Consider the following 19,198-nt stretch of genomic DNA (forward strand, 5'->3'; position numbering starts at 1 on the left):
AATATTACAAATGGTCAATATACAAGTAAGGAGTGTGACAAATGCAAAAGAATATACAAATTATCCATGCCCCTATTAACCTAGGTCTCAGAAGGGATCAGTATGGTAGAGAACGTGGATGCGATAAGCTTCCTAATGCCCTTGAATCCCTCGATTTCCATTCTTCAATTTGCGCAAGAGATATTAGAAGAATGACTAAACCGTGTTATCCTAAGGAAGAAATTTTTGTTGATGGTGCTTTGAATAGCTCACAAATAGCTTCATTTTCAGTGGACTTAGCAAATGTTGTAGAAGACGTTTTAAACGCTTCAGATTTTCCTTTAGTAATAGGTGGCGATTGCAGCGTATTGGTTGGGAGTACATTAGCTATAGCACGCAGAGGAAAATATGGATTGATCCATATAGATGCACACCCAGATTATTATAATAAATACAACAAAGAACGCACCGCGACAGCTGGTATGGATTTGGCCATTGTAACAGGAAAAGGGACCGATATTCTTGCAAACCTGGAAAACCGAAAACCCTATATATCTAGTGAACTTGCTTTTACTTTTGGCTATCGGGAATCTGATCCAGAAAAAGAAATCATTGAAGAAGTAGTAAAGGATGGGATTACCTGTTGGAGTGCAGAACGATCAATTAGAGAAGGAATAGAAAAGACAGCTAATGCGTTAACAGCTTTTATAAACCGGGCTGATATTGATGGCTATTGGCTACATTTAGATGCCGATGTCCTAGATGCTAGTATTATGCCATGTGTAGACTGTCCTGAACCAAATGGTTTGCAATGGAAAGACCTTACTTATATTCTAAAGTCACTCCTAGCAACAAATAAAATAACGGGGATGAATGTGACTATACTGGATCCCTTATTGGATTCCTCTGGTGAAGTAACAAGATCATTCAACAAAATGCTAATTGAAGTATTACGAGAGTTAAACGTTTAGTAATTGGGGGTAATTTTGCGCCGGAAAAAATTTCATAATATACCTTTATTCAAGAATATGGCCCTATTATGAATTAATTTTAGGAACCTCTTTCTCCAGATAACGGCCTTTTGTTAAATACCGATCATCCATGATTCATCTGTATATTACATATTTTTCTATCCTCCTTCGTTATTTTCATACAAAACCGCAACACAAATAACACCGCTATTCTTGTGAAATCGTATGTGGATTCGGGTTTAGTAATAATAATTCAGGTTAGTGTTGATAAAACAACTAAAAACGCACTTGGAATTCGTCTTGAAGTGATGAATCCAGTGCGTTCTGCTTTGATATTTACTTGTTTGTACCTTTTAAGAAACTTGTTGACTTTCTTCAACAAAGGTAGTTCCCTCTATCATTTTTTTTACTTAGAGCTTCCGATTTTCATCCGTCCAAGCTTCTCCATTTGTTTTTCATGTGCTTTTTCTTGTGCATTGATTCGGTCATCTTCAACTTCAGTGGATAGGATTTTTGTATTGGATAATGGCTTATCAACTTTCAGCTTCAGACCAGGTTCATCATGCTTGATTTCGAATGTCGCCCTGGTAGTGATCGGGGCACCAGGTTGGCTAACATAAGGGACCACACGGTAATCAGCCGTCCACTTTTCCGGGGTGATCGTGCATCGTACATACCCCCGATAATCATTGAAAAATTTGATGTGTGGATTTTCAGCTAAAAACTGAGCTGTATCCTTCCGCTTCTCTGCACCGTCTCCTCCAGAGGTGATCGATGTTCCGACAAACTCAGAGCCGAGTGTTTCTGAACTCGGATCATGATAATCCTTCTTGATGTCACCAGCCCAATTCGCATGGACATCCCCTGTCAAAACAACGAAGTTTCCGATTTTATTTTCACTGATAAAATCAAGGATGCGATCACGGTTGGCGGCATATCCATCCCAGGCGTCCATATTGTGTTTCGGAGCATCTTTCGTATTGAAGTTCAATTGGTTGAAGAAAATCTGCTGGGCGAGCACATTCCATCGAGCTTGCGAGCGACCTAGCCCTTCCAGAAGCCAACGTTCCTGGTCCTCACCGATCAACGTCCGGTTCGGATCCGTGGATGCTTCATTCGGCGGTTTGATGCCATCATCATTCGCTTGATCATCGCGATATTGACGGGTATCGAGGACATTGAATTCCACGAGATCACCGTATGTAAAGCGACGATACAGATTCATATCAGGACCCTGAGGGATGGATGATTTCCGCAACGGCATATGCTCGTAATACGCTTGATAAGCATTCGCACGGCGCTGGATGAACTCTTCGACAGATTGACCTTTCTCAGGAATCTCATCTGCATAGTTGTTTTCGACTTCATGGTCGTCCCACGTTACAATCCAAGGGCAGGCTGCATGTGCAGCTCTCAGGTCTTTGTCGCTTTTATATTGAGCGAGTCTGTTACGGTAATCGTCAAGGGTAATGATTTCCGGTCCATGATGGGTCCGTACATTGCCAGTCTTCGATATATATTCGTTTGGGCCGTACTCATAAATATAATCACCGAGATGGAAGATAAGATCGAGCTTCTCTTCTGACATATGTCGGAATGCCGTGTAATAGCCGTGCTCGAATTGTTGACAGGAGGCAAAGGCGAACGTCAGCTTTGATAACTGTTGGCCTGGAGCTGGCAGGGTTTTCGTCTTTCCGACTGGACTGATTTCGTTCCCTGCTTTGAAACGATAAAAGTAAGGTTTGTTCGGTTCCATATCACCCACTTCAACATGCACCGAGTGCCCTAGTTCAGGAGTTGCGAGCTCAGTTCCCTGCTGGACGATTTTTCGGAAATCTCCGTCTTCAGCCAGCTCCCATTGTACTGGCACATTGTAATTCGGCATACCACCGCCATTCAATGGTTCAGGAGCAAGCCTTGTCCATAAAACGACACTGTCGGCTAGCGGGTCACCCGAAGCGACGCCGAGTGTAAAAGGATAGCTCGTAAACTGCGGAGCTGCTTCAACTCTGAGATTGTTCAACGGTTGTGTCAGCGTCATCCCCAGACCGACAACAGCAATTTTACTCACCTTGTTCAAAAAATCTTTACGGTTCATCGAGCGGTGTAATAACGTTTCAGGATCATGGGGCAAATGGCTGTGCTTCTCATTTCTGTTCATCAGAAAATCTCCCTTCAGCTCATGTTAATCGTAAGTACAATTGCGATTATAAGCATGCTTGGTAAATTCCGTATGAAATCCTGATAAACTTCTTATTAAAAAAGTGCGGAGAAAACTTCATAGAAACCACTACATTTGATGCAGTCGAAAGGAACCATCATCTAGTAAACTAGATTTCATTGGCCTGTTTTTGGTGTCGAATTAGGCATTGGTTCCTGCACACACTCGTACTAAACACCTGATTCTACTGTTCGATATTCCAATTACAAAACCTTCATTTTTCCTTAACAGAAGTGCTCTTTTACAGGAATTAATGGCTTTCCTTTCGAAAGGTTAAATCAAAGAAGGCGATCCCTAGAGAAATACCTAAGGCGATAGAAAAGATTTTATAATAATCCATGACCCCTGGATTTAAAAAATTATTTAGAGCAAAACTTGAGCTGCTTAACAAGGTAAAAGAAATGATGAATGTGTACACTCGTTTTCTTATTTGTATCCTTTTCAATTTCCTAATGTTGCTTGTGGCTGCAATGATAAAATAGTAAAGAGAAACAAGTAGAAAAATCACATAGCCTACTATGAATTTGACGGCTAAGGAATGTTCAATATCCTTATAAACGATCACGATTGTAGCTGTTGTGCTCAATATAAAAACAGAATAGAATAAAATCGGGTTGAAATAAAATTGATGTCTCTTCATTTTCAACCTAATAACCTCTCAAAATAGTATGCTCTTATTCTCCCGCTGATGGTACTTCCTTAACCACCACAAGCTCATCGATCTCCTCAGCAGAAACTTGGGACAAGGTATTTAAGAATTCTACCTGGAAACTCCCTGGTCCTTCTTTCCCGACTCGTTCCGCTGCCATTTCTGCAGCGACACCATAGCTTGCGACAGCAGCAACCGAAGCCATGACCAGCTCTTTTTCCACTGCAGAAAAGGCTCCAATGACAGAGCTTAATAGACACCCCGTCCCCGTCACACTTGTCAGTAACGCGTGCCCGTTCCGAACCACATAGGTCTCCTCCCCATCAGAGACGACATCATCAACTCCTGTAACAACAGTAACCAGCCCGAGCTGTTGTGCGGCTGATTGTGCCAGTTCAATAGAGTCACGGTTTTTCTCTCCAGCATCCACGCCTTTTATCTCCCACTTCTCACCGATTACGTTAGCGACTTCTGCAGCATTTCCTCTTAAGACTGAGACCCGTATCTCTTTTAAAAGTTTCCGGGCTGTATTGGTACGATATAGAGTTGCACCAGCTCCAACCGGGTCAAGGATGACAGGGACGGCCTGTTCGTTAGCTGCCTTTCCAGCAATGATCATCGATTCAACAACTGTTTCATCCAGCGTCCCGATATTGAGAACAAGCGCCCCTGCCGCACTGGCCATGTCTGCCACTTCCTCTTCCGCATAGGCCATGATTGGTGACGCCCCCAACGCTAAAAGGCCATTTGCTGTAAAATTCGTAACAACCACATTTGTGATATTGTGCACCAACGGCTTTTCTTTTCTAACCTTGTCCAATGTATAAGCAATGGTATTCTTCTCCATCCTCATTCAACTCCTTCTATCCATAATTTTAGTTCAAGTATAACAAAATCAATGAACTGCCTTCTTAATGGCGCTAACATAGACGAACATGATTGATAAGTCGTATAATTAGGAAAAAGAGAATATCATTTTAATGTTTACTACAGCACAATCTACATGGCTTTCAACCAACAAAGACTGATTAGAACGATGGTGATCCTATGGAAAAAGATACAATTCTTAAATTCAACAGTTCAATTGCACGTAAAAAACCAAACAATGTCCACCAGAAGAAGCCTTGCCCGTTCTGTGTGACAGAAGGTCTTTCAGATATATTGGAGACCCGTGACTCGATCATTCTTGTGAAGAACAAATATCCAGTGATCGAGGATGCCTTCCAAACCGTGTTGATCGAAACGGATGATTGCGAATCTGAACTATCCGAGTATTCCAAGCCACATCTTTATAAGTTGATCCGATTCGGAGTCGAGAAATGGCTAGAGATTGAGGAACAAGGCAGATACCAATCCGTTGCGTTCTTTAAAAACCACGGTCCATTGTCTGGTGGATCTGTCCGCCATCCCCACATGCAGATCATCGGCTTTGACAACGTCGATTACCGGGATAATCTGAGCGATGATTCTTTTGATGGGCATGAGATCCACTCATCCAATGGTGTCCATTTGAATCTGTCGACGCATCCGCGAATCGGTTTTACAGAATTCAATATTGCATTGGATGATTTGGAAAAGATCGATCAGGCGGCTGACTATATTCAAAAAACGGTTCATTATGTCGTGAACCATTTCAATGGCCGCGGCTGCTCGAGCTATAATCTCTTTTTCTATCATTGGAGCGGTAAGATTTTTACGAAGATCGTTCCTCGTTATGCGACAACACCGTTATATGTCGGCTATGGATTTCGCCAGGTTTTCAGCAACCCGCATCAACTGATTGAAGATGTTCAAAACCGGTATTTTTAAGGGGGAAGGTTATGACGAATCCGAATTTTTCTGTGGACAAGATTGCCCTCCGCAGATTCCTTTTATCCAAGCAAGCACTCCTGGGGATGGCGCAGTCTCCTGTTCCAGACCCGCTACATATGATAAAAAAACTCGAGTGTGTCCAGTTAGATCCCGTTTCCGTCGTTGAGCGGAACCAGCACCTGGTATTGGCCGCGCGGATTCCTGGGTATGATCCGAAGCAGCTGGACGACCTTTTGACTGAAGGAAAGGTCTTCGAGTATTTTGCGAATGCCGCGTGCGTCATCCCGATCGAGGATTTCCCGATGTTCGAGCCGACACGAGAACGGATTCAAAGCAAGGTCGCTGAATCATTAGAAAAATTAGGGCTAGTGGTCGATGCGGTAATCGAACAATTGAAATCCGAGGGTCCTCTTCCTTCCCGTGCTTTCCAGTCTGAAAAACGTGTGCACGGTTATTGGGATAACAAGGTTGCCAAGACGAAAGAAACTTCTCTCGCTTTGAATCTGTTGCTGGATTCCGGTGTGATCCGGGTGGTTAGACGCGACCGCACAGAACGCTACTTCGACATAACAGAACGGACAGTCGGTGCCGATTTATTGAAAAAGACGAAAGAAATGGATGAACCGACTGCTCGTGCATTGTTGATTGAAAAATACTTACGCGCCTATCGTGTGTTCGATCCGCGTGACGCACGATTCGGATGGCAAAAACTGTTTGCTGCAGAACGACGGGAAGAAGTTGAAAAACGCGTTGCTTCTGGTTTGGTCACTCCACTTGAAATCGATGGAGTGAAACGGCAGTATTATATGTTGACTGAAGACTTGGATGAGGTGGAAACATTCAAGCAGGGTGACCGTTACGAAGACACGGAGGACATAGGTTGTGCCATTACCTTTTTACCGCCGCTGGATAATTTGTTATGGAGCCGCGATCGTATTAAGGATTTATTCGACTTCGATTATAAGTGGGAAATCTACACACCGCGAGTGAAACGTAAATATGGACCGTATGCGATGCCGATTTTATGGGGTGACCGATTGATCGGAAGGATGGATCCGCAAATCGACCGTAAAAATAGTGTGCTGATCGTTCGCTTGCTTCAGCTCGAACCGTGGGTGGAGAAAACAAGTGAACTACGGAGTTCGTTGCAAGAAGCGCTAGAAAAATTCGCTCTGTTCAACAGGGCAACCAAAATCCGCATCGAGAATTCGGACGTGAAAATGAAGTTGTAGAATTAATTTCGAATTTGCAGCGTTTTTACGTAAAGTTGTAGAGATAATCAGCCAGAAAATAATCAAAAAGCACATTCAAAGGGATTACACAGTAATAAAGGGCGGCCGTACATCCAATTCCAACGATGTTCTGGTCCGCCCTTTGATTTTTGCTATTAATATGTCCGTTCTTCTTCCACCTCCAGGTTTTTATCGAGAATGGACAGTTTACTTGGTTTGTTTTCCTTTGCGATTTTTTCGGCGTATTCAATCGCTGCTGATTTCATTTCATAATGATCTGCAGGTGCAGTATCCTCGATTTTCACAAACCAGCCGTTCACATCACGGTCTGGTACTACACTATATTGTTTCATTCCAGCTCCCTCCTGATATTTTGGGTTTACTCATCCGTTCCCGCAGATCCCGTTCTTAAAACTGATTATTTGTTCAATCCGAGTGCGTTCCGCGCCATCTCCATATGACCATCCTCCCCAGTCTGTAAGGCAAACATCGCAACGGAAACCGGATAGGCAGCCTGATGTTCTACAATATGCTCAAGCATCCTCGGCCACATACGACCACCCGCGTTTTCATAATGCTTCAAAAGCGTTTCAGTGCCGCTTTTTCCGAAAATCATGTAATGCACTATGAAGTCCGTTGCTGGATCCGTCACCTTCACTTCGGTCCAATCCAACAGCCCAGTCACTTGCTGCTCTTCATCAATCAGGATGTGGGCTGGATGAAGATCGCCATGGATCAAGGCAGAATGCTCGGGCCAATAAGAATCCTCATCGATCCACTTTTGCCAACGAACCCACAACTCCTCGGAAACTCCGATTTCCCGTTTCGTCTGCTCCATCTTTTCCATCATCGAGTTCCGTGCTTCACTCGGTTCGAGCACTTCGATTCCAGCATCAGCAGCTCGTATTTTATCAACTCCATGAAGATCTGCGACCACTTTAGCTAACGAACGTACATAAACATCCTTGATGGATTCTGGCTCCACATGCCACGCATAATTCATGATTTCGAGGTCGATCACTGCTAAAGGCGTTCCCACCACTCTTGGGTAGGCGATCAGATCTTTCGAATTCACCTGCCGATCAGGCACAGCCACTCGAAGTTCCTTTTTCAAAAATTCAAGCGCTCTCCCCTCGTATTTCGCTCGCTTCAAAACATCCGGACGTCTCGGTTTTCTTAGCACCCACGACTGTCCATTTTCATCTTTCGCAAACCCTACTTGAAAATCCATACCAGATTCATTGATTTTCAGTGTCTCCGGTCTTAATTGGAGTCCATGATTATCCGCAAGAGTCAAGATTTCATGTTCGTTTTTCAGTGTCATTAAAAATCCCCCGTTCTGTTTTAGTTGCAGCCCAGCCTGTGCGTACTGGGAACGGGAGAAATCAATTTGACGAAAGTAAAGAAAACTGGCCTTTAGTTTTTTTGAAATGCAAAAAAGAGGCAGATTTGCCACTCTTTTTCAGCATTACATAGCTATTTTAAGGTTTCTGTAAAAAGGCAGACCAATCCCGTTACCCTGCACACAGGCAGAGCTGATGAACACTATTCAATTAGTGGTTCATACCCTGGAATCTTAGTCTGCAAAATGCCACGAGAAACCCTCCGTTCTTTATAAGTTAAATCGAGTATAGCATGATTTTCAAAATTATCAATAAATAAAATGGAACTTTTTAACTTTCTTTCGTTTCCCTTATTCGTTTAAATACAAGACTGGAAAGAAGAATTGAAGCTCCAATCATTAAAGGGAAAATGATGAATCGAGTAGATCCGTTTTGTAATTAAAAGGAACATATCTATTCCAGATCCATCCTACGCCTTTCCAAAGTGCAATGAATATAAAAAATGAACAAATCAAATTAAGTATTTTTTCAATGAATCCTTTCAAAAGCCAACCTCCGAAACAGAGTTGCGTTATTAATCTCTCTAAACTTTCCTAGTTAAAAAAGTTGAAATTAAAGTCATACAAATTCCTAGCGAAATAAAAGCGAACGCAAGTGAATTCGTGAAGATAAAAGTGTTGTTCTTTAATTCAACTACGAGCAGATAAACCCCTAGTATAAAAAATATGACCCCTGCCAATACGTTCACTTTTCCGAACCATGATAACTTGTTCAACTGGATTCCCCTCCAAGATTACCTTATCTTTGTGAGACAATGTTTAATGCTATTTTGTATCGATTCATACTGATTATCACTGTTGATCTTAATGTAAAAAGTTTTTAAGAATGTCTTGATGTTGAAGACTAAGAACCAATACTTGTCACAAGCGAGTTTCCTTTTTTGGTCTTCTAAATTTATCTGTAATTCTTGTAACCATTCCTCAATTTTCTTTACGTCTAATCCGTTATCCAACATTTCAAGGATAGGTGTTAGGATCCTCTCATCCTCATTGTGAACATAAACGCTTTCAGAGACGAAAACCTTATTTAATAATGGGGGTAGAATTTCCGGGTAGACGTATTCACTTATTTTAGGGCTTCTAATTAATTCATCAAAAGTATCAGCAACATGAGCAATACTATGAGCCCAACCTCTATCAGATACGTAACCTCTCACATCTTTTTCAAGAGTTATATATTGAATCAGCTTTTCTTTTATGTAAATGAGCGTGTCTACGGATAAAAAATTCTCGGCATTATCTTTATGTAATATCAATGCTATTAGAAGTGTCGAGAAAGATCGGGTAAATACCGTGTCTGTCCCTTTTTCACCGATTCCTAGTAGATTCTTCTCAAGGATTAACTGGTAAAAAGTTGTGTAAATCAACTGGTCTCTGAGTTCAGCATCTGTTGACCCAATATGGTTGATCATAGATTTTACTATCAATCTTTTCTTCTCTTCATCCCAACTTGTTTCTCCAGGCTTGATTTCCTTCAGTATTTTTTTCAGTTCACTTTCATTCATTATGTTTTTATCTGCCAATATACTCATTCGTATCCCCTTACCTTCAAAGACATTTGCACCTAGATTTCGTAATCCAATCCATTATACCAATTATTTCTAATTATAGGTACTAACAACAAGGGATCTTAGTTAACGGTTGATCAAGTATTACGGGACAGCGATGGGCTATTTCCTTTGGCTCCTTTCCCGTAACACCTTGTTTCGGGACAGTATTTTGCTTTTTTCATCAAACCTGAGCCTCTTCAAACTTAACAACTTTTTGAGAAAAAATGGTAGTTTCAACATAAATGTTGTGTTCGAGTCGCATTTCTTTAAGGAAGTGAATTCTGCAGATTGAAATTATTGCTAACTTGAGCAAATTTGAGCACAGCTTAACTATTTAACCACTAACTTGAGCAATTTCGAGACCATCTTGAGCAATTTAGTAAAATAGGCCCACTTACTTACTAACAGCCTTTGTAAGTAGGCTTTTAGTGTTGTAAAAGGAAGAATTGCTCGCAATTCTTTCCATATTTGAATGTGTAGGCGTCAATTTTTGTGTTAGATGAACATTTCAAAGGACATCTTAAGCAATTCTGGGGACATCTTGAGCATTCCACCTCTAGCTTCCCTACTTTCTCTAAACGTAATCAAAAAACAAAAATAGAGCTTACCCTATTGCGGATAAGCTCTATTACTTGAATGTCATTATTTTAAAGATTAGACCTGGTCAGCCTAAAAGAATCGCCTTGGATTAATGGCATTTGATTTGCTTGAATTCCATTGTCCTTTGTGAATCTCAAAGTGTAAATGCTGGCCAGTCGAACGACCTGTATTCCCCATAATTCCAATCCGCTGTCCTTTTTGAACAGATGCACCATTTCCAACGTAACGCTCCCTCATATGAGCATAAACAGTTGTATAGGTTTGTCCGTTGAGATAGTGGGCAATAAAGATTACATTTCCGTAACTGCTTGAATAATAAGACTTGATAACTGTTCCGGATGCTGATGCTACGATAGGAACTGTTCCTCCACGAGCAATGTCAACGCCAGGATGCATTCTTCCCCATCTTTGTCCGTAACCAGAAGTAAAATATCCTGCTGATGGCTTGATGAACATCCCCCCGCTAACTGATGGCGTTGGTGCTGTTGAGCTGCTATTACTAGATTGGCTGGAAGATTTCTTATCTTTTTTTGCTGCTGCGCGTTTTGCAGCCTCTTCAGCCGCACGCTTTGCTGCTAACCGTGCTGCCTCTTCCTGACGACGTTTTTCAGCTTCGAACGCTGATTGCTGCTTTTGAAGCAGGTCGGCTTCATCTTCCAAATTACCGAGTTCTTCGTGCATATGCTCTTCTTCTTTTTCCAATTCACTTAATAGCGCATTCTTGCGATCTACTTTTTGTTTTAAGCTTGCCTTCAAGCTTTCGAGTTCTTTCATCTGCTTTTTCAAAGATTCAAGCTTTTGTTCAACTTCCTGCTTTGTTTCTTCAAGTAACTTTTTATCAGCCTTATGTGCTTCAAGGATTTCTTTGTCTTGTTCCGCAATTTCATTCAATGCGAAAACACGGTCAAGAAAGTCCCCAAAACTTTTTGAGCCTAACAATACTTCTATGTACTGCACAGAGCCACCATTTTCATACATCGCGGTTACACGATCCTTGAGCATTTTATCGCGCTCTGCAATTCTTTTTTCCAATACTTTGATTTCTTCTTTAAGCTTTTCAATTTCTTCTTTAGTCTTGGAAATTTCTTTCTCCTTGGATTCAATTTTCTCCTGAGTATCCGCCATTTGTTGATCCAACTTTTTTATTTCAGCATCAAGAAGGTCTTGATTGTGCTTTATCTTTTCAATTTCTTCTTTCACTTTATCCTGGGTCGATTTATTTTCTTCGCGCTTCTCTTTCACGTTATTAATCTTATCTTTCAATGACTCTGCGTGTACAACGTCTACCTCTAAATGATTGACTCCTGCAAATAACAAACTAGCAGATGCTAAAACTGCTATCATTTTTCTTTTCAATTTTTTTACCCCCGTATGTAGATTGACCAACTCTTCTATGTAAAGTAAAAACTAGATTTTTCGACATATATTGAGAATTTATGCACCATTTAACTATACTAGAAATTAATTTGCAAAAACATAGTCTAATAGTCCGAAGAATAGTAAATACCGTAATCTATTTTCACTATAAATCAAACTGTAAGTACTGATAAAATAGAATTCGTAATTGCTATTAATAAATATAACTTATTTTAACACAAATTACTAATTATCTCTCTTTTCTGACAAATTAATGCATTAAAAATAGCAGAATGATTCCGCCTCGGAAATCATCTGCTATTTTTCTATTGTATAAATCAACCTGTGTTACGCAGTCCTGCTGCTATTCCACTGATGGTGAGCAGTACCTCTGTCAGCGTTTCTTCGTTTTCTGTATCTTTTTCTCGCAGTTCCTTGATAAGTTCGACTTGCAGGAAATTCAACGGGTCTACGTATGGGTTACGCAGCTTGACTGATTCTTGGATCGTCGGCTGTTGGTCCAAGAGTTCACGATCACCCGTGATTTGTAACAACACCTGTTTCGTTTTCTCATATTCCTCAACGATGTCTGTAAAAATCCGTTCACCCAGTACTTGATTGCCGACAAGGGCTGTGTACTCTTTGGCCGTGTGCACATCCGCTTTCGTCAATGCCATCTGTAAATTATCGATCGTGGACTTGAAGAATGGCCAGTTCTCATACATTTGCTGCAATTGCTTCAAGTGGTCCTCACTTCTCGAAGCATAGCCTGTCAAACCTGTACCAGAGGCATACCACGCTGGAATCAACTGACGATTTTGCGTCCAGGCGAACACCCACGGAATCGCTCGTAAGTTTTCGAACTTCGTGCTGTCTTTCCGCTTCATCGGACGGGAACCGATGTTCAATTCACCGAGCTCTTGAAGTGGAGTCGCTTCATTAAAATACGTCAGGAAGTCTTTATCGGCAAAGACGAGAGATTGATATTTTTCAAGAGAGACATTCGCGATTTCTTCCATTGCTTGATCCCACTGTTCACCGTCGCGGTTGTCCACCTGTTCTATTTCTTTCGACACGTGGGCAGCTCCTTCGACTAATGTGGAAACGCCTTGTTCAAGGCTTCTGTACGCGATATCACTTAATAGATAGCGAGAAGATAAGACTTCGCCTTGCTCTGTAATCTTCACACCATCACCTAATGTTTCAGCAGGCTGTGATAAAATGCTTCGATTCAACGGTCCGCCACCGCGGCCAAGAGAACCTCCACGTCCATGGAAAAATTTCAAGCGGACGTTGTATGCTTTAGCCATTTCGTGGATTTCCTGCTGTGCTTTATAAAGCTTCCAGTTCGCTGTCAGCGTTCCACCGTCCTTACTTCCATCGGAATAGCCCAACATGATTTCTTGATTGTTTTTACGATTGTCGAGGTGTTTCTTGTAGACGTCCATTTCAAACAATGTTTTCAAGATTTCTGGGCCAGCTATCAGATCATCAACCGTCTCAAGCAACGGGGCCACATTCAGGTTGCTTTCTACTGTTCCATCAGCATGCAGACGATATATTCCCGCTTCTTTTGCCAGTACCAAAACTTCCAACAGATCGCTTGCAGATTCTGTCATGCTGACGAGATACACTTCGATCGAGTTTTTTCCAAATTCCTTATGTGCATCACGAATCAATTGAAAGACTTTCAGCATTTTCTGTGTTTCTTCACTATAGTCCTCATTCAACAGCGTGATCGGACGCGGGTCTTTCAACACCTCTTCCAAAAGTTGAACCTTTTCAGATTCTGAGAGAGTACTATAATCGCTGTGGAGTCCTACTTTTTGGACCAGTTCGGTTATCGCTGCTTCATGCTCACCGCTGTGGTTCCGGATATCCAAGGTTGCCAGGTGGAAGCCGAATAGTTTCACTTGGCGTACCAATTTACGCAGCATTTTCAGTTCCCGTTTTGATGGTTGATGGTTTTTCGCACTGTTTTGAATCAACTGAAGGTCAGCAAGTAATTCATCCGCAGACTGATAACCCGTTTCAGATTTACCTACATGGCGCAGACGTTCCAAAATGACTGCGAATTTCCGGCGATACAATTCTTCTTCCACCGGCCATCTCTTCTCATTTGGAACGAGGGTTTCCTTACTTTCCACAGCTGCTTTGAGTTCCTCACTCACTTTTACCCGGTTCATTGAATGACTGAATCGTTTCATCAATTCGACAAGGACTTCCTCATACTTTTTCAATACGAGATTCCTCTGTCTGTTCAACGTTTCCCACGTGATTTCTGGTGTCACGTTCGGATTGCCGTCACGGTCTCCCCCGATCCATGACCCGAATCGAAGGAAGTTAGGCACATTCCATTTTGCTTCAGGATAGCTTTCCTCCAGACGATCCTCCAACTCCTGGTGGATATCAGGAAGTACATCGAATAGAGTCTGATCAAAATAGTAGAGTCCATTACGTACTTCATCCATGACGGTCGGCTTGCGATGTCTCAGTTCATCGGTTTGCCATAGAACAGTAACCTCATTGAACAGGCTCTCCAAGATTCGTTCACGTTCGTTCGCTGTCAGTTGAGGATGATCGAGTTGCTTTAAGATCGTAGCAATCCGTTTTTGGATTTCGAGTACTGTACGTTTCGTCGCTTCAGTAGGGTGTGCGGTGATGATCAATTCCAGTGACAATTCATCAAGCACGTCCTGAATGACTTTCTCTTCGATGTTATGATCTTTCAACGACAAAACTGCACTCTCGATCGAATAAGGCTGTACACCTTGATCTTCGAATAGTTGATATTCGCGGCGACGGCGAATACGATGATTTTGTTCTGCAATGTTTACGAGGTGAAAATAAATGGAGAATGCGCGGATCACTTGCGCACGCATCGGGGGTTGCAGAGATTTTATTTCGGTCTTCAACTTTTCATACGTCGCATTTTCACGATTGTTTCTAAGTTCTTTCGTCAGGTTCCTGATGGTTTCAACCTTGTTCAATAGTTCTTCCCCACCGTGATGGACCAGAATTTCACCGAGCATATTACCGAGTAGGTTCACATCACGTCGTAAAGGTGTTGTAGGGTCATTTTTGGATTCATGTTTGAGTTCTTGGGTAGTCACACTTTCACCTTCCTGTATTTTCTATTTCGAACAATAATGATAACCTCGTTCATTTTTTAATCATGTTATCAGAATTTTTCAGATAGTCAAATTGTTTGGATCGTTCATAAGGCTTGTAAGCGCTTGCTTTCAGAGAGTTTTCCACAACCCAGAATCGGTCCTTTTATTGAAGTGATAAGCTTTATCCGGAGTTAAATTTGCTGTTTAAAACTTTTTTGCCCGAATGATGGAGAATATAGAAGACAATGCCCCAAAGGACGTAAAATCCTTTGAGGCATTTCCTGTATCAGATCAATAAAAGACATCGAATCTTTCCCATACTTTTTCTAATGCATCGAATCGATTTTCAAACCCTTCCTGTTTCGCTTTGGCTGTATAGATGATCAGGGCGTTGATCACACTCATAGGTGCGACGAACGAATCAATGAACGAAGGCATTTGGCTCGCGGCGGTTAACGATACATCCGCTTGTGGGATAAGCGGTGATAGCAGATTGTCCGTCAAGGCGACGGTCATTGCGCCTTTTTGTTTAGCGTAGGAAAAGATCTCTACCGTGCTTTTCGTATATCTCGAATAGCTGATCCCTATGACCAGATCGTCCTCATCCAATTCGTATAACCGGTCTGAATCCTTTTCAATCGAATCCAGTATCTCTACGTTATCGAGGATCATGTTCAAATAATAATGCATGAATGTCCCTAAGGCTGCCGCACTTCGGTTCGCCACGATATAAACTTTCCGTGCTCTCAACATGTACTCGACAGCTTGTCGGAAGCTTTTTATATTCAAATTTCTCATCGTCATTTCGATGTTATTCAAGTCACCCTTAAGAATGTCTGTGATTTCTTCGTCCTTCTCTCCATAAACCTTCTGGGACATTTTCAAGCGTTCTGTCGTCGTCAATTGCTGCTGAACAGAGGATTGGATATGCTGTTGGAATTCAGGATACCCTGAGAAACCTAGAAATGTCGCAAAGCGTACCACTGTAGCATCACTGACATTGGCCTCTTTCGCCAATTTCCCTACATTCAAAAATGGAATCTGATTCGGGTTTTTCAAAATGTATTGGGCGATCTTCAATTGTGATTTGCTCATTGATGGCATTTTTTCAGAGATGACCTTGTACACATTAATATCCATAACGAACCTCTTTCAACAAAAATTCTTTATCTTCAGCTTAACGTATTCTGCTTCAGATTACACACTCTGGACAGTTTAACGCTTTTGCAGGACAGTCTTAATCGCTTTTTCGTGCGCACCAATCGTCCGCGCTATGTCTTCCTCCGTGTGCGCGACCGACATGGAGTAGCGGTTGAGCGGTTTCGTGTATACCCCGTGTTCAAGCAATTCATAGTCCAATTCTTTCCGCAAAGCGGTATCAGCCTTATTCATATCGCGGTAGTTCCTGATGCTGCCTTCAGCGAGGATGATGTTGAAAATAGTCCCCACCCCAACAGTCTGCATCGGGATGCCGTATCGTTCATACAACTTTTCAAGCTCATTTCTTAGCAATTTCGTATTTGCAAAAACTTCGTCCATGATTCCTTCCTGTTCCAACACTTCGATTGTCGCAAGACCTGATGCCAGTACGGTCGGGTGCCCGTTGTAGGTGCCGCTATGGAACAGCGCATCTTGTTTATTCGCATTTTCCGCACCAGCCGTCAGGATGTCTCTTCCGCCATCCGGTGCACTAATTTCCATGATCTCTTTCTTACCTCCGATTGCGCCAACAGGAAATCCACCACCCAGAACTTTACCGAGTGCCGTGAGATCAGGCTTTATCCCGTAGATTTCCTGAGCACCGCCAAGTGCTAACCTGAATCCCGTTTTCACTTCATCAAAAATAAGCAGGATGCCGAGTTCTTCGGTCAGCTTCCGAAGACCATCTATGAAGTCCTGGTCAGCCGGAATGAAACCACCCTGCACGGGTTCCATGATGATCGAGGAAATTTCATGTGCTCGATCTCGTAAAATCTTTTCTGTCGCATCAAGGTCGTTGAATGGAAGAATGATTGTATTTTCTAAATAGTAGTCTGGAATTCCACGTGATTCAGGCACGGCATTGGGTTGTTCACGATTCCCTGCACGCTTTTCTTCAGGGTTCACGCTTAATAAAACCTGATCGTATCCGCCATGATAGTGCCCTTCAAATTTGGCTAGCTTCGGTTTTCCGGTGTAAGCCATCGCCATCCTGATCGCAAGCAACGTCGCTTCCAACCCGGAATTCGTAAAGCGGGCCATTTCGATTCCTGGATAAAGTGAAATTAATTTTTCAACCATGGTCGTCTCTAACCTATGAGGCGTACCGAAGATGGTTGTGCCAGCATCCTTCATTTGATTCATAGCCGCTTCGATTACCTTCGAATGACCGTGTCCAAGAATCAATGCGCCGTAACAGAGCAGATAATCGATGTATTCGTTCCCATCAACATCATACAGTTTGCTACCATTCCCCTTATCCATGAAAATCGGATGTGGCGCGATATGCTTGATGTTCGCCGTGACACCTCCCGGAATTACCTTTTTCGCTTTCTCGAATGACTCGGCAGATTGCTTCGTATTCGATCGTATTTGTGCCAACAGTAGGACCTCCATTTTAGTTATATTAATTTCAAAATTTATACTAACATGAAATATTTATTTCATAAAGAGTAAGCATCTTTTATTTATATGGTTCGATTGTAAAAATATTCATGAATTCTCTATTAAAAATTTTTACAAAGAATGTAATATAGCGTATTACGTCCAGCATAGACTAAGAGGCTTTGAAATTCTTTAGAGAAATGGGCGGAGAGATGTGAAGATAGGTTTGAAGAAAGTTATTGTTGGTCTGTTAGTGGTTTGTTTCATGTTTTTCTTTATGCAACAACCTGCGTCAGCTTCAACTGGATCATTCATCATCATTAATAAGTCAAATAACCAGCTCGCTTATTTTGAAAACAATAAGCTGATGAAAGTGTTCAAGGTGGCGACTGGTAAACAGCCCACTTATACACCTGAGGGCCGATTCAAGATCGTCAACAAAATCGTGAACCGCCCCTATTACACAGGAAAAATATCTGGGGGTGATCCGCGGAATCCGCTCGGAAACAGGTGGCTCGGCTTGAATGCTAGAGGTACATGGGGGACCACCTATGCAATCCACGGCAACAATAACGCTCGATCGATTGGCCAGTATGTAAGTGCTGGATGTATTCGAATGTACAACGACGAGGTGCAATGGCTTTTCAGCAAAGTGCCGGTGAACACACCAGTCATCATCACGACGTCTGGAAAATCGTTTACTGCCCTTGCTTCAGCGAATGGTTTTAACGTAAAGAGTGGTGCTGTCGTTGCCGTTTCCACGACCAATTTGAAAAAAGGAAGTCGCGGTGCTGAAGTGAAAAATGTGCAGCAAAGACTCACTGAATTAGGGTACAGCACAAAAGGAATCGATGGGATATTCGGTAAAAACACCGATGCTGCCGTTCGTAAGTTTCAGAAAACGAAAAAGTTGAAAGTCGATGGCGTTGTAGGTCCAGCCACTAAGAAAGCACTCGGGAAGATGTAGCCAACTAAATTCGAGTTTTGTGTAATTCTAAGAAATTTTTGATTTATTCCATAAATTCAATTCAGGGCAGAATCCTAGAATTTTTAGCCGAAATTCTAGAAGTTAGTACTATGTTCCTAATTCATCTCATAAAAAAAGTGGCCGATCTGTTAAAGATCGACCACTTTTATTATCATTTAATTAGCATCTGCTAGATCATAATTGAAGAATTCTGCGTTTTCTGGTGTTGTGTGCATGATTTTGTGCCAGTATGGCTTATAAAGTGCCTCCAGTGTTTCGGCTGACTTTTCACAACGTGCTCCAATGACGATTTTTCCGTTGATATCATCCATGTCTGTCTTCGAAACAACATCGAACTTGATCGATGTATTGCTTAATTTTTCACGAAGCTGGTCTTGAATCCATCTGTTCGTCCCGACTGGAACTGCACTGTTGATCACCAGCATGAAATCATCATTTACATATTCAGTGATTTCGGTTAAAATCCCTTCAACCTCTGACATATCTACGTGGTCATCCGCTAGAATCGGAATATCGACATCTATGAAAATGATTGAGGAGTCTTCATATGCTTTTTTGTTGTCAGTGGTCAGTTCGAGATTCAGGTTTCGGGAAAGAAGCGACGCCTTTGCACCTGCTTGTTCTTGTAGACATGTGACCTTGTGTCCGAGTCGTACCAATTCAAGACCTGAGCGCATTGCTACATTGCCTGTTCCTGTAACTAAAATGTTTGCCATTTGAACCAACTCCTCTTTTAAAATGT

At 42.0% G+C, this 19,198-nt stretch carries 15 protein-coding genes; 4 read left to right on the top strand and 11 right to left on the bottom strand.

Going from position 1 to position 19,198, the window contains the following annotated elements:
- Nucleotides 1-41: 41 nt before the first annotated feature.
- Entirely contained in the window at nt 42-950 is a 909-nt protein-coding gene (locus ACTWQL_RS14615) for an arginase family protein (protein WP_443143170.1), read from the top strand.
- Nucleotides 951-1,356: 406 nt separating this feature from the next.
- On the opposite strand, the gene ACTWQL_RS14620 is transcribed toward ACTWQL_RS14615, so the two are convergent.
- The 3 genes from ACTWQL_RS14620 to thiM all read right to left on the bottom strand — a co-directional run bounded on the left by ACTWQL_RS14620 (nt 1,357) and on the right by thiM (nt 4,667).
- Nucleotides 1,357-3,111, bottom strand: a complete 1,755-nt coding sequence (locus ACTWQL_RS14620; RefSeq protein ID WP_443143171.1) for an alkaline phosphatase D family protein — start codon at nt 3,109-3,111, stop codon at nt 1,357-1,359.
- A gap of 310 nt (nt 3,112-3,421) precedes the next feature.
- Nucleotides 3,422-3,817 carry a hypothetical protein gene (locus ACTWQL_RS14625; protein ID WP_443143172.1) on the bottom strand — a complete coding sequence of 132 codons (396 nt, stop codon included), beginning with the start codon at nt 3,815-3,817 and terminating at the stop codon, nt 3,422-3,424.
- Between the two features lie 28 nt (nt 3,818-3,845).
- Nucleotides 3,846-4,667: a hydroxyethylthiazole kinase gene (gene thiM, locus ACTWQL_RS14630; RefSeq protein WP_443143173.1), complete on the bottom strand. Its 822-nt coding sequence runs from the start codon at nt 4,665-4,667 to the stop codon at nt 3,846-3,848.
- 200 nt (nt 4,668-4,867) lie between these two features.
- Here thiM and ACTWQL_RS14635 point away from each other — a divergent pair, with 200 nt between their 5' ends.
- Both ACTWQL_RS14635 and ACTWQL_RS14640 read left to right on the top strand, forming a co-directional pair.
- Nucleotides 4,868-5,629 carry a DUF4931 domain-containing protein gene (locus tag ACTWQL_RS14635; RefSeq protein WP_443143174.1) on the top strand — a complete coding sequence of 254 codons (762 nt, stop codon included), beginning with the start codon at nt 4,868-4,870 and terminating at the stop codon, nt 5,627-5,629.
- A gap of 11 nt (nt 5,630-5,640) precedes the next feature.
- Complete coding sequence (locus ACTWQL_RS14640; RefSeq protein ID WP_443143175.1) at nt 5,641-6,864, top strand: winged helix-turn-helix domain-containing protein; 1,224 nt, start codon at nt 5,641-5,643, stop codon at nt 6,862-6,864.
- Between the two features lie 155 nt (nt 6,865-7,019).
- Here ACTWQL_RS14640 and ACTWQL_RS14645 read toward each other — a convergent pair whose 3' ends face one another.
- From ACTWQL_RS14645 to ACTWQL_RS14675, 7 genes are all read right to left on the bottom strand, one after another.
- Nucleotides 7,020-7,217 carry a DUF2188 domain-containing protein gene (locus ACTWQL_RS14645; protein WP_221567909.1) on the bottom strand — a complete coding sequence of 66 codons (198 nt, stop codon included), beginning with the start codon at nt 7,215-7,217 and terminating at the stop codon, nt 7,020-7,022.
- Between the two features lie 65 nt (nt 7,218-7,282).
- On the bottom strand, nt 7,283-8,188 hold the full coding sequence (locus ACTWQL_RS14650; RefSeq protein ID WP_443143176.1) for a macrolide 2'-phosphotransferase: 906 nt from the start codon (nt 8,186-8,188) through the stop codon (nt 7,283-7,285).
- 812 nt (nt 8,189-9,000) lie between these two features.
- The gene (locus tag ACTWQL_RS14655) at nt 9,001-9,798 is read right to left on the bottom strand and encodes a DUF2785 domain-containing protein (protein ID WP_443143177.1); all 798 of its coding nucleotides are present in this window, start codon (nt 9,796-9,798) and stop codon (nt 9,001-9,003) included.
- Nucleotides 9,799-10,485: 687 nt separating this feature from the next.
- Nucleotides 10,486-11,772: a murein hydrolase activator EnvC family protein gene (locus tag ACTWQL_RS14660; RefSeq protein ID WP_443143178.1), complete on the bottom strand. Its 1,287-nt coding sequence runs from the start codon at nt 11,770-11,772 to the stop codon at nt 10,486-10,488.
- A gap of 338 nt (nt 11,773-12,110) precedes the next feature.
- Complete coding sequence (gene ppc / locus ACTWQL_RS14665; RefSeq protein WP_443143179.1) at nt 12,111-14,885, bottom strand: phosphoenolpyruvate carboxylase; 2,775 nt, start codon at nt 14,883-14,885, stop codon at nt 12,111-12,113.
- Between the two features lie 291 nt (nt 14,886-15,176).
- On the bottom strand, nt 15,177-16,025 hold the full coding sequence (locus tag ACTWQL_RS14670) for a MurR/RpiR family transcriptional regulator (protein ID WP_443143180.1): 849 nt from the start codon (nt 16,023-16,025) through the stop codon (nt 15,177-15,179).
- A 75-nt stretch (nt 16,026-16,100) separates the two neighbouring features.
- Nucleotides 16,101-17,480 carry an aspartate aminotransferase family protein gene (locus tag ACTWQL_RS14675; RefSeq protein WP_443143181.1) on the bottom strand — a complete coding sequence of 460 codons (1,380 nt, stop codon included), beginning with the start codon at nt 17,478-17,480 and terminating at the stop codon, nt 16,101-16,103.
- 265 nt (nt 17,481-17,745) lie between these two features.
- Between ACTWQL_RS14675 and ACTWQL_RS14680 the strand changes: the two genes are divergently transcribed.
- Nucleotides 17,746-18,435, top strand: coding sequence for a L,D-transpeptidase family protein (locus tag ACTWQL_RS14680; protein WP_443143182.1), 690 nt, complete (start codon nt 17,746-17,748; stop codon nt 18,433-18,435).
- A 176-nt stretch (nt 18,436-18,611) separates the two neighbouring features.
- Here ACTWQL_RS14680 and ACTWQL_RS14685 read toward each other — a convergent pair whose 3' ends face one another.
- Nucleotides 18,612-19,172, bottom strand: a complete 561-nt coding sequence (locus ACTWQL_RS14685) for a hypothetical protein (RefSeq protein ID WP_443143183.1) — start codon at nt 19,170-19,172, stop codon at nt 18,612-18,614.
- Nucleotides 19,173-19,198: the final 26 nt, after the last annotated feature.

It is taken from the genome of Pseudalkalibacillus sp. R45 (assembly GCF_052246725.1).
Lineage (GTDB): Bacteria > Bacillota > Bacilli > Bacillales > Fictibacillaceae > Pseudalkalibacillus.

Bases quoted from the DNA above. Each gene is read 5' to 3' on its own strand.
- ACTWQL_RS14650 (WP_443143176.1), bottom strand. From the start codon at position 8,188: ATGACACTGAAAAACGAACATGAAATCTTGACTCTTGCGGATAATCAT.
- ACTWQL_RS14645 (WP_221567909.1), bottom strand. From the start codon at position 7,217: ATGAAACAATATAGTGTAGTACCAGACCGTGATGTGAACGGCTGGTTT.
- ACTWQL_RS14675 (WP_443143181.1), bottom strand. From the start codon at position 17,480: ATGGAGGTCCTACTGTTGGCACAAATACGATCGAATACGAAGCAATCT.
- ACTWQL_RS14635 (WP_443143174.1), top strand. From the start codon at position 4,868: ATGGAAAAAGATACAATTCTTAAATTCAACAGTTCAATTGCACGTAAA.
- ACTWQL_RS14620 (WP_443143171.1), bottom strand. From the start codon at position 3,111: ATGAACAGAAATGAGAAGCACAGCCATTTGCCCCATGATCCTGAAACG.
- ACTWQL_RS14680 (WP_443143182.1), top strand. From the start codon at position 17,746: ATGCAACAACCTGCGTCAGCTTCAACTGGATCATTCATCATCATTAAT.
- ACTWQL_RS14670 (WP_443143180.1), bottom strand. From the start codon at position 16,025: ATGGATATTAATGTGTACAAGGTCATCTCTGAAAAAATGCCATCAATG.
- ACTWQL_RS14640 (WP_443143175.1), top strand. From the start codon at position 5,641: ATGACGAATCCGAATTTTTCTGTGGACAAGATTGCCCTCCGCAGATTC.
- ACTWQL_RS14655 (WP_443143177.1), bottom strand. From the start codon at position 9,798: ATGAGTATATTGGCAGATAAAAACATAATGAATGAAAGTGAACTGAAA.
- ACTWQL_RS14615 (WP_443143170.1), top strand. From the start codon at position 42: ATGCAAAAGAATATACAAATTATCCATGCCCCTATTAACCTAGGTCTC.
- ACTWQL_RS14685 (WP_443143183.1), bottom strand. From the start codon at position 19,172: ATGGCAAACATTTTAGTTACAGGAACAGGCAATGTAGCAATGCGCTCA.
- thiM (WP_443143173.1), bottom strand. From the start codon at position 4,667: ATGGAGAAGAATACCATTGCTTATACATTGGACAAGGTTAGAAAAGAA.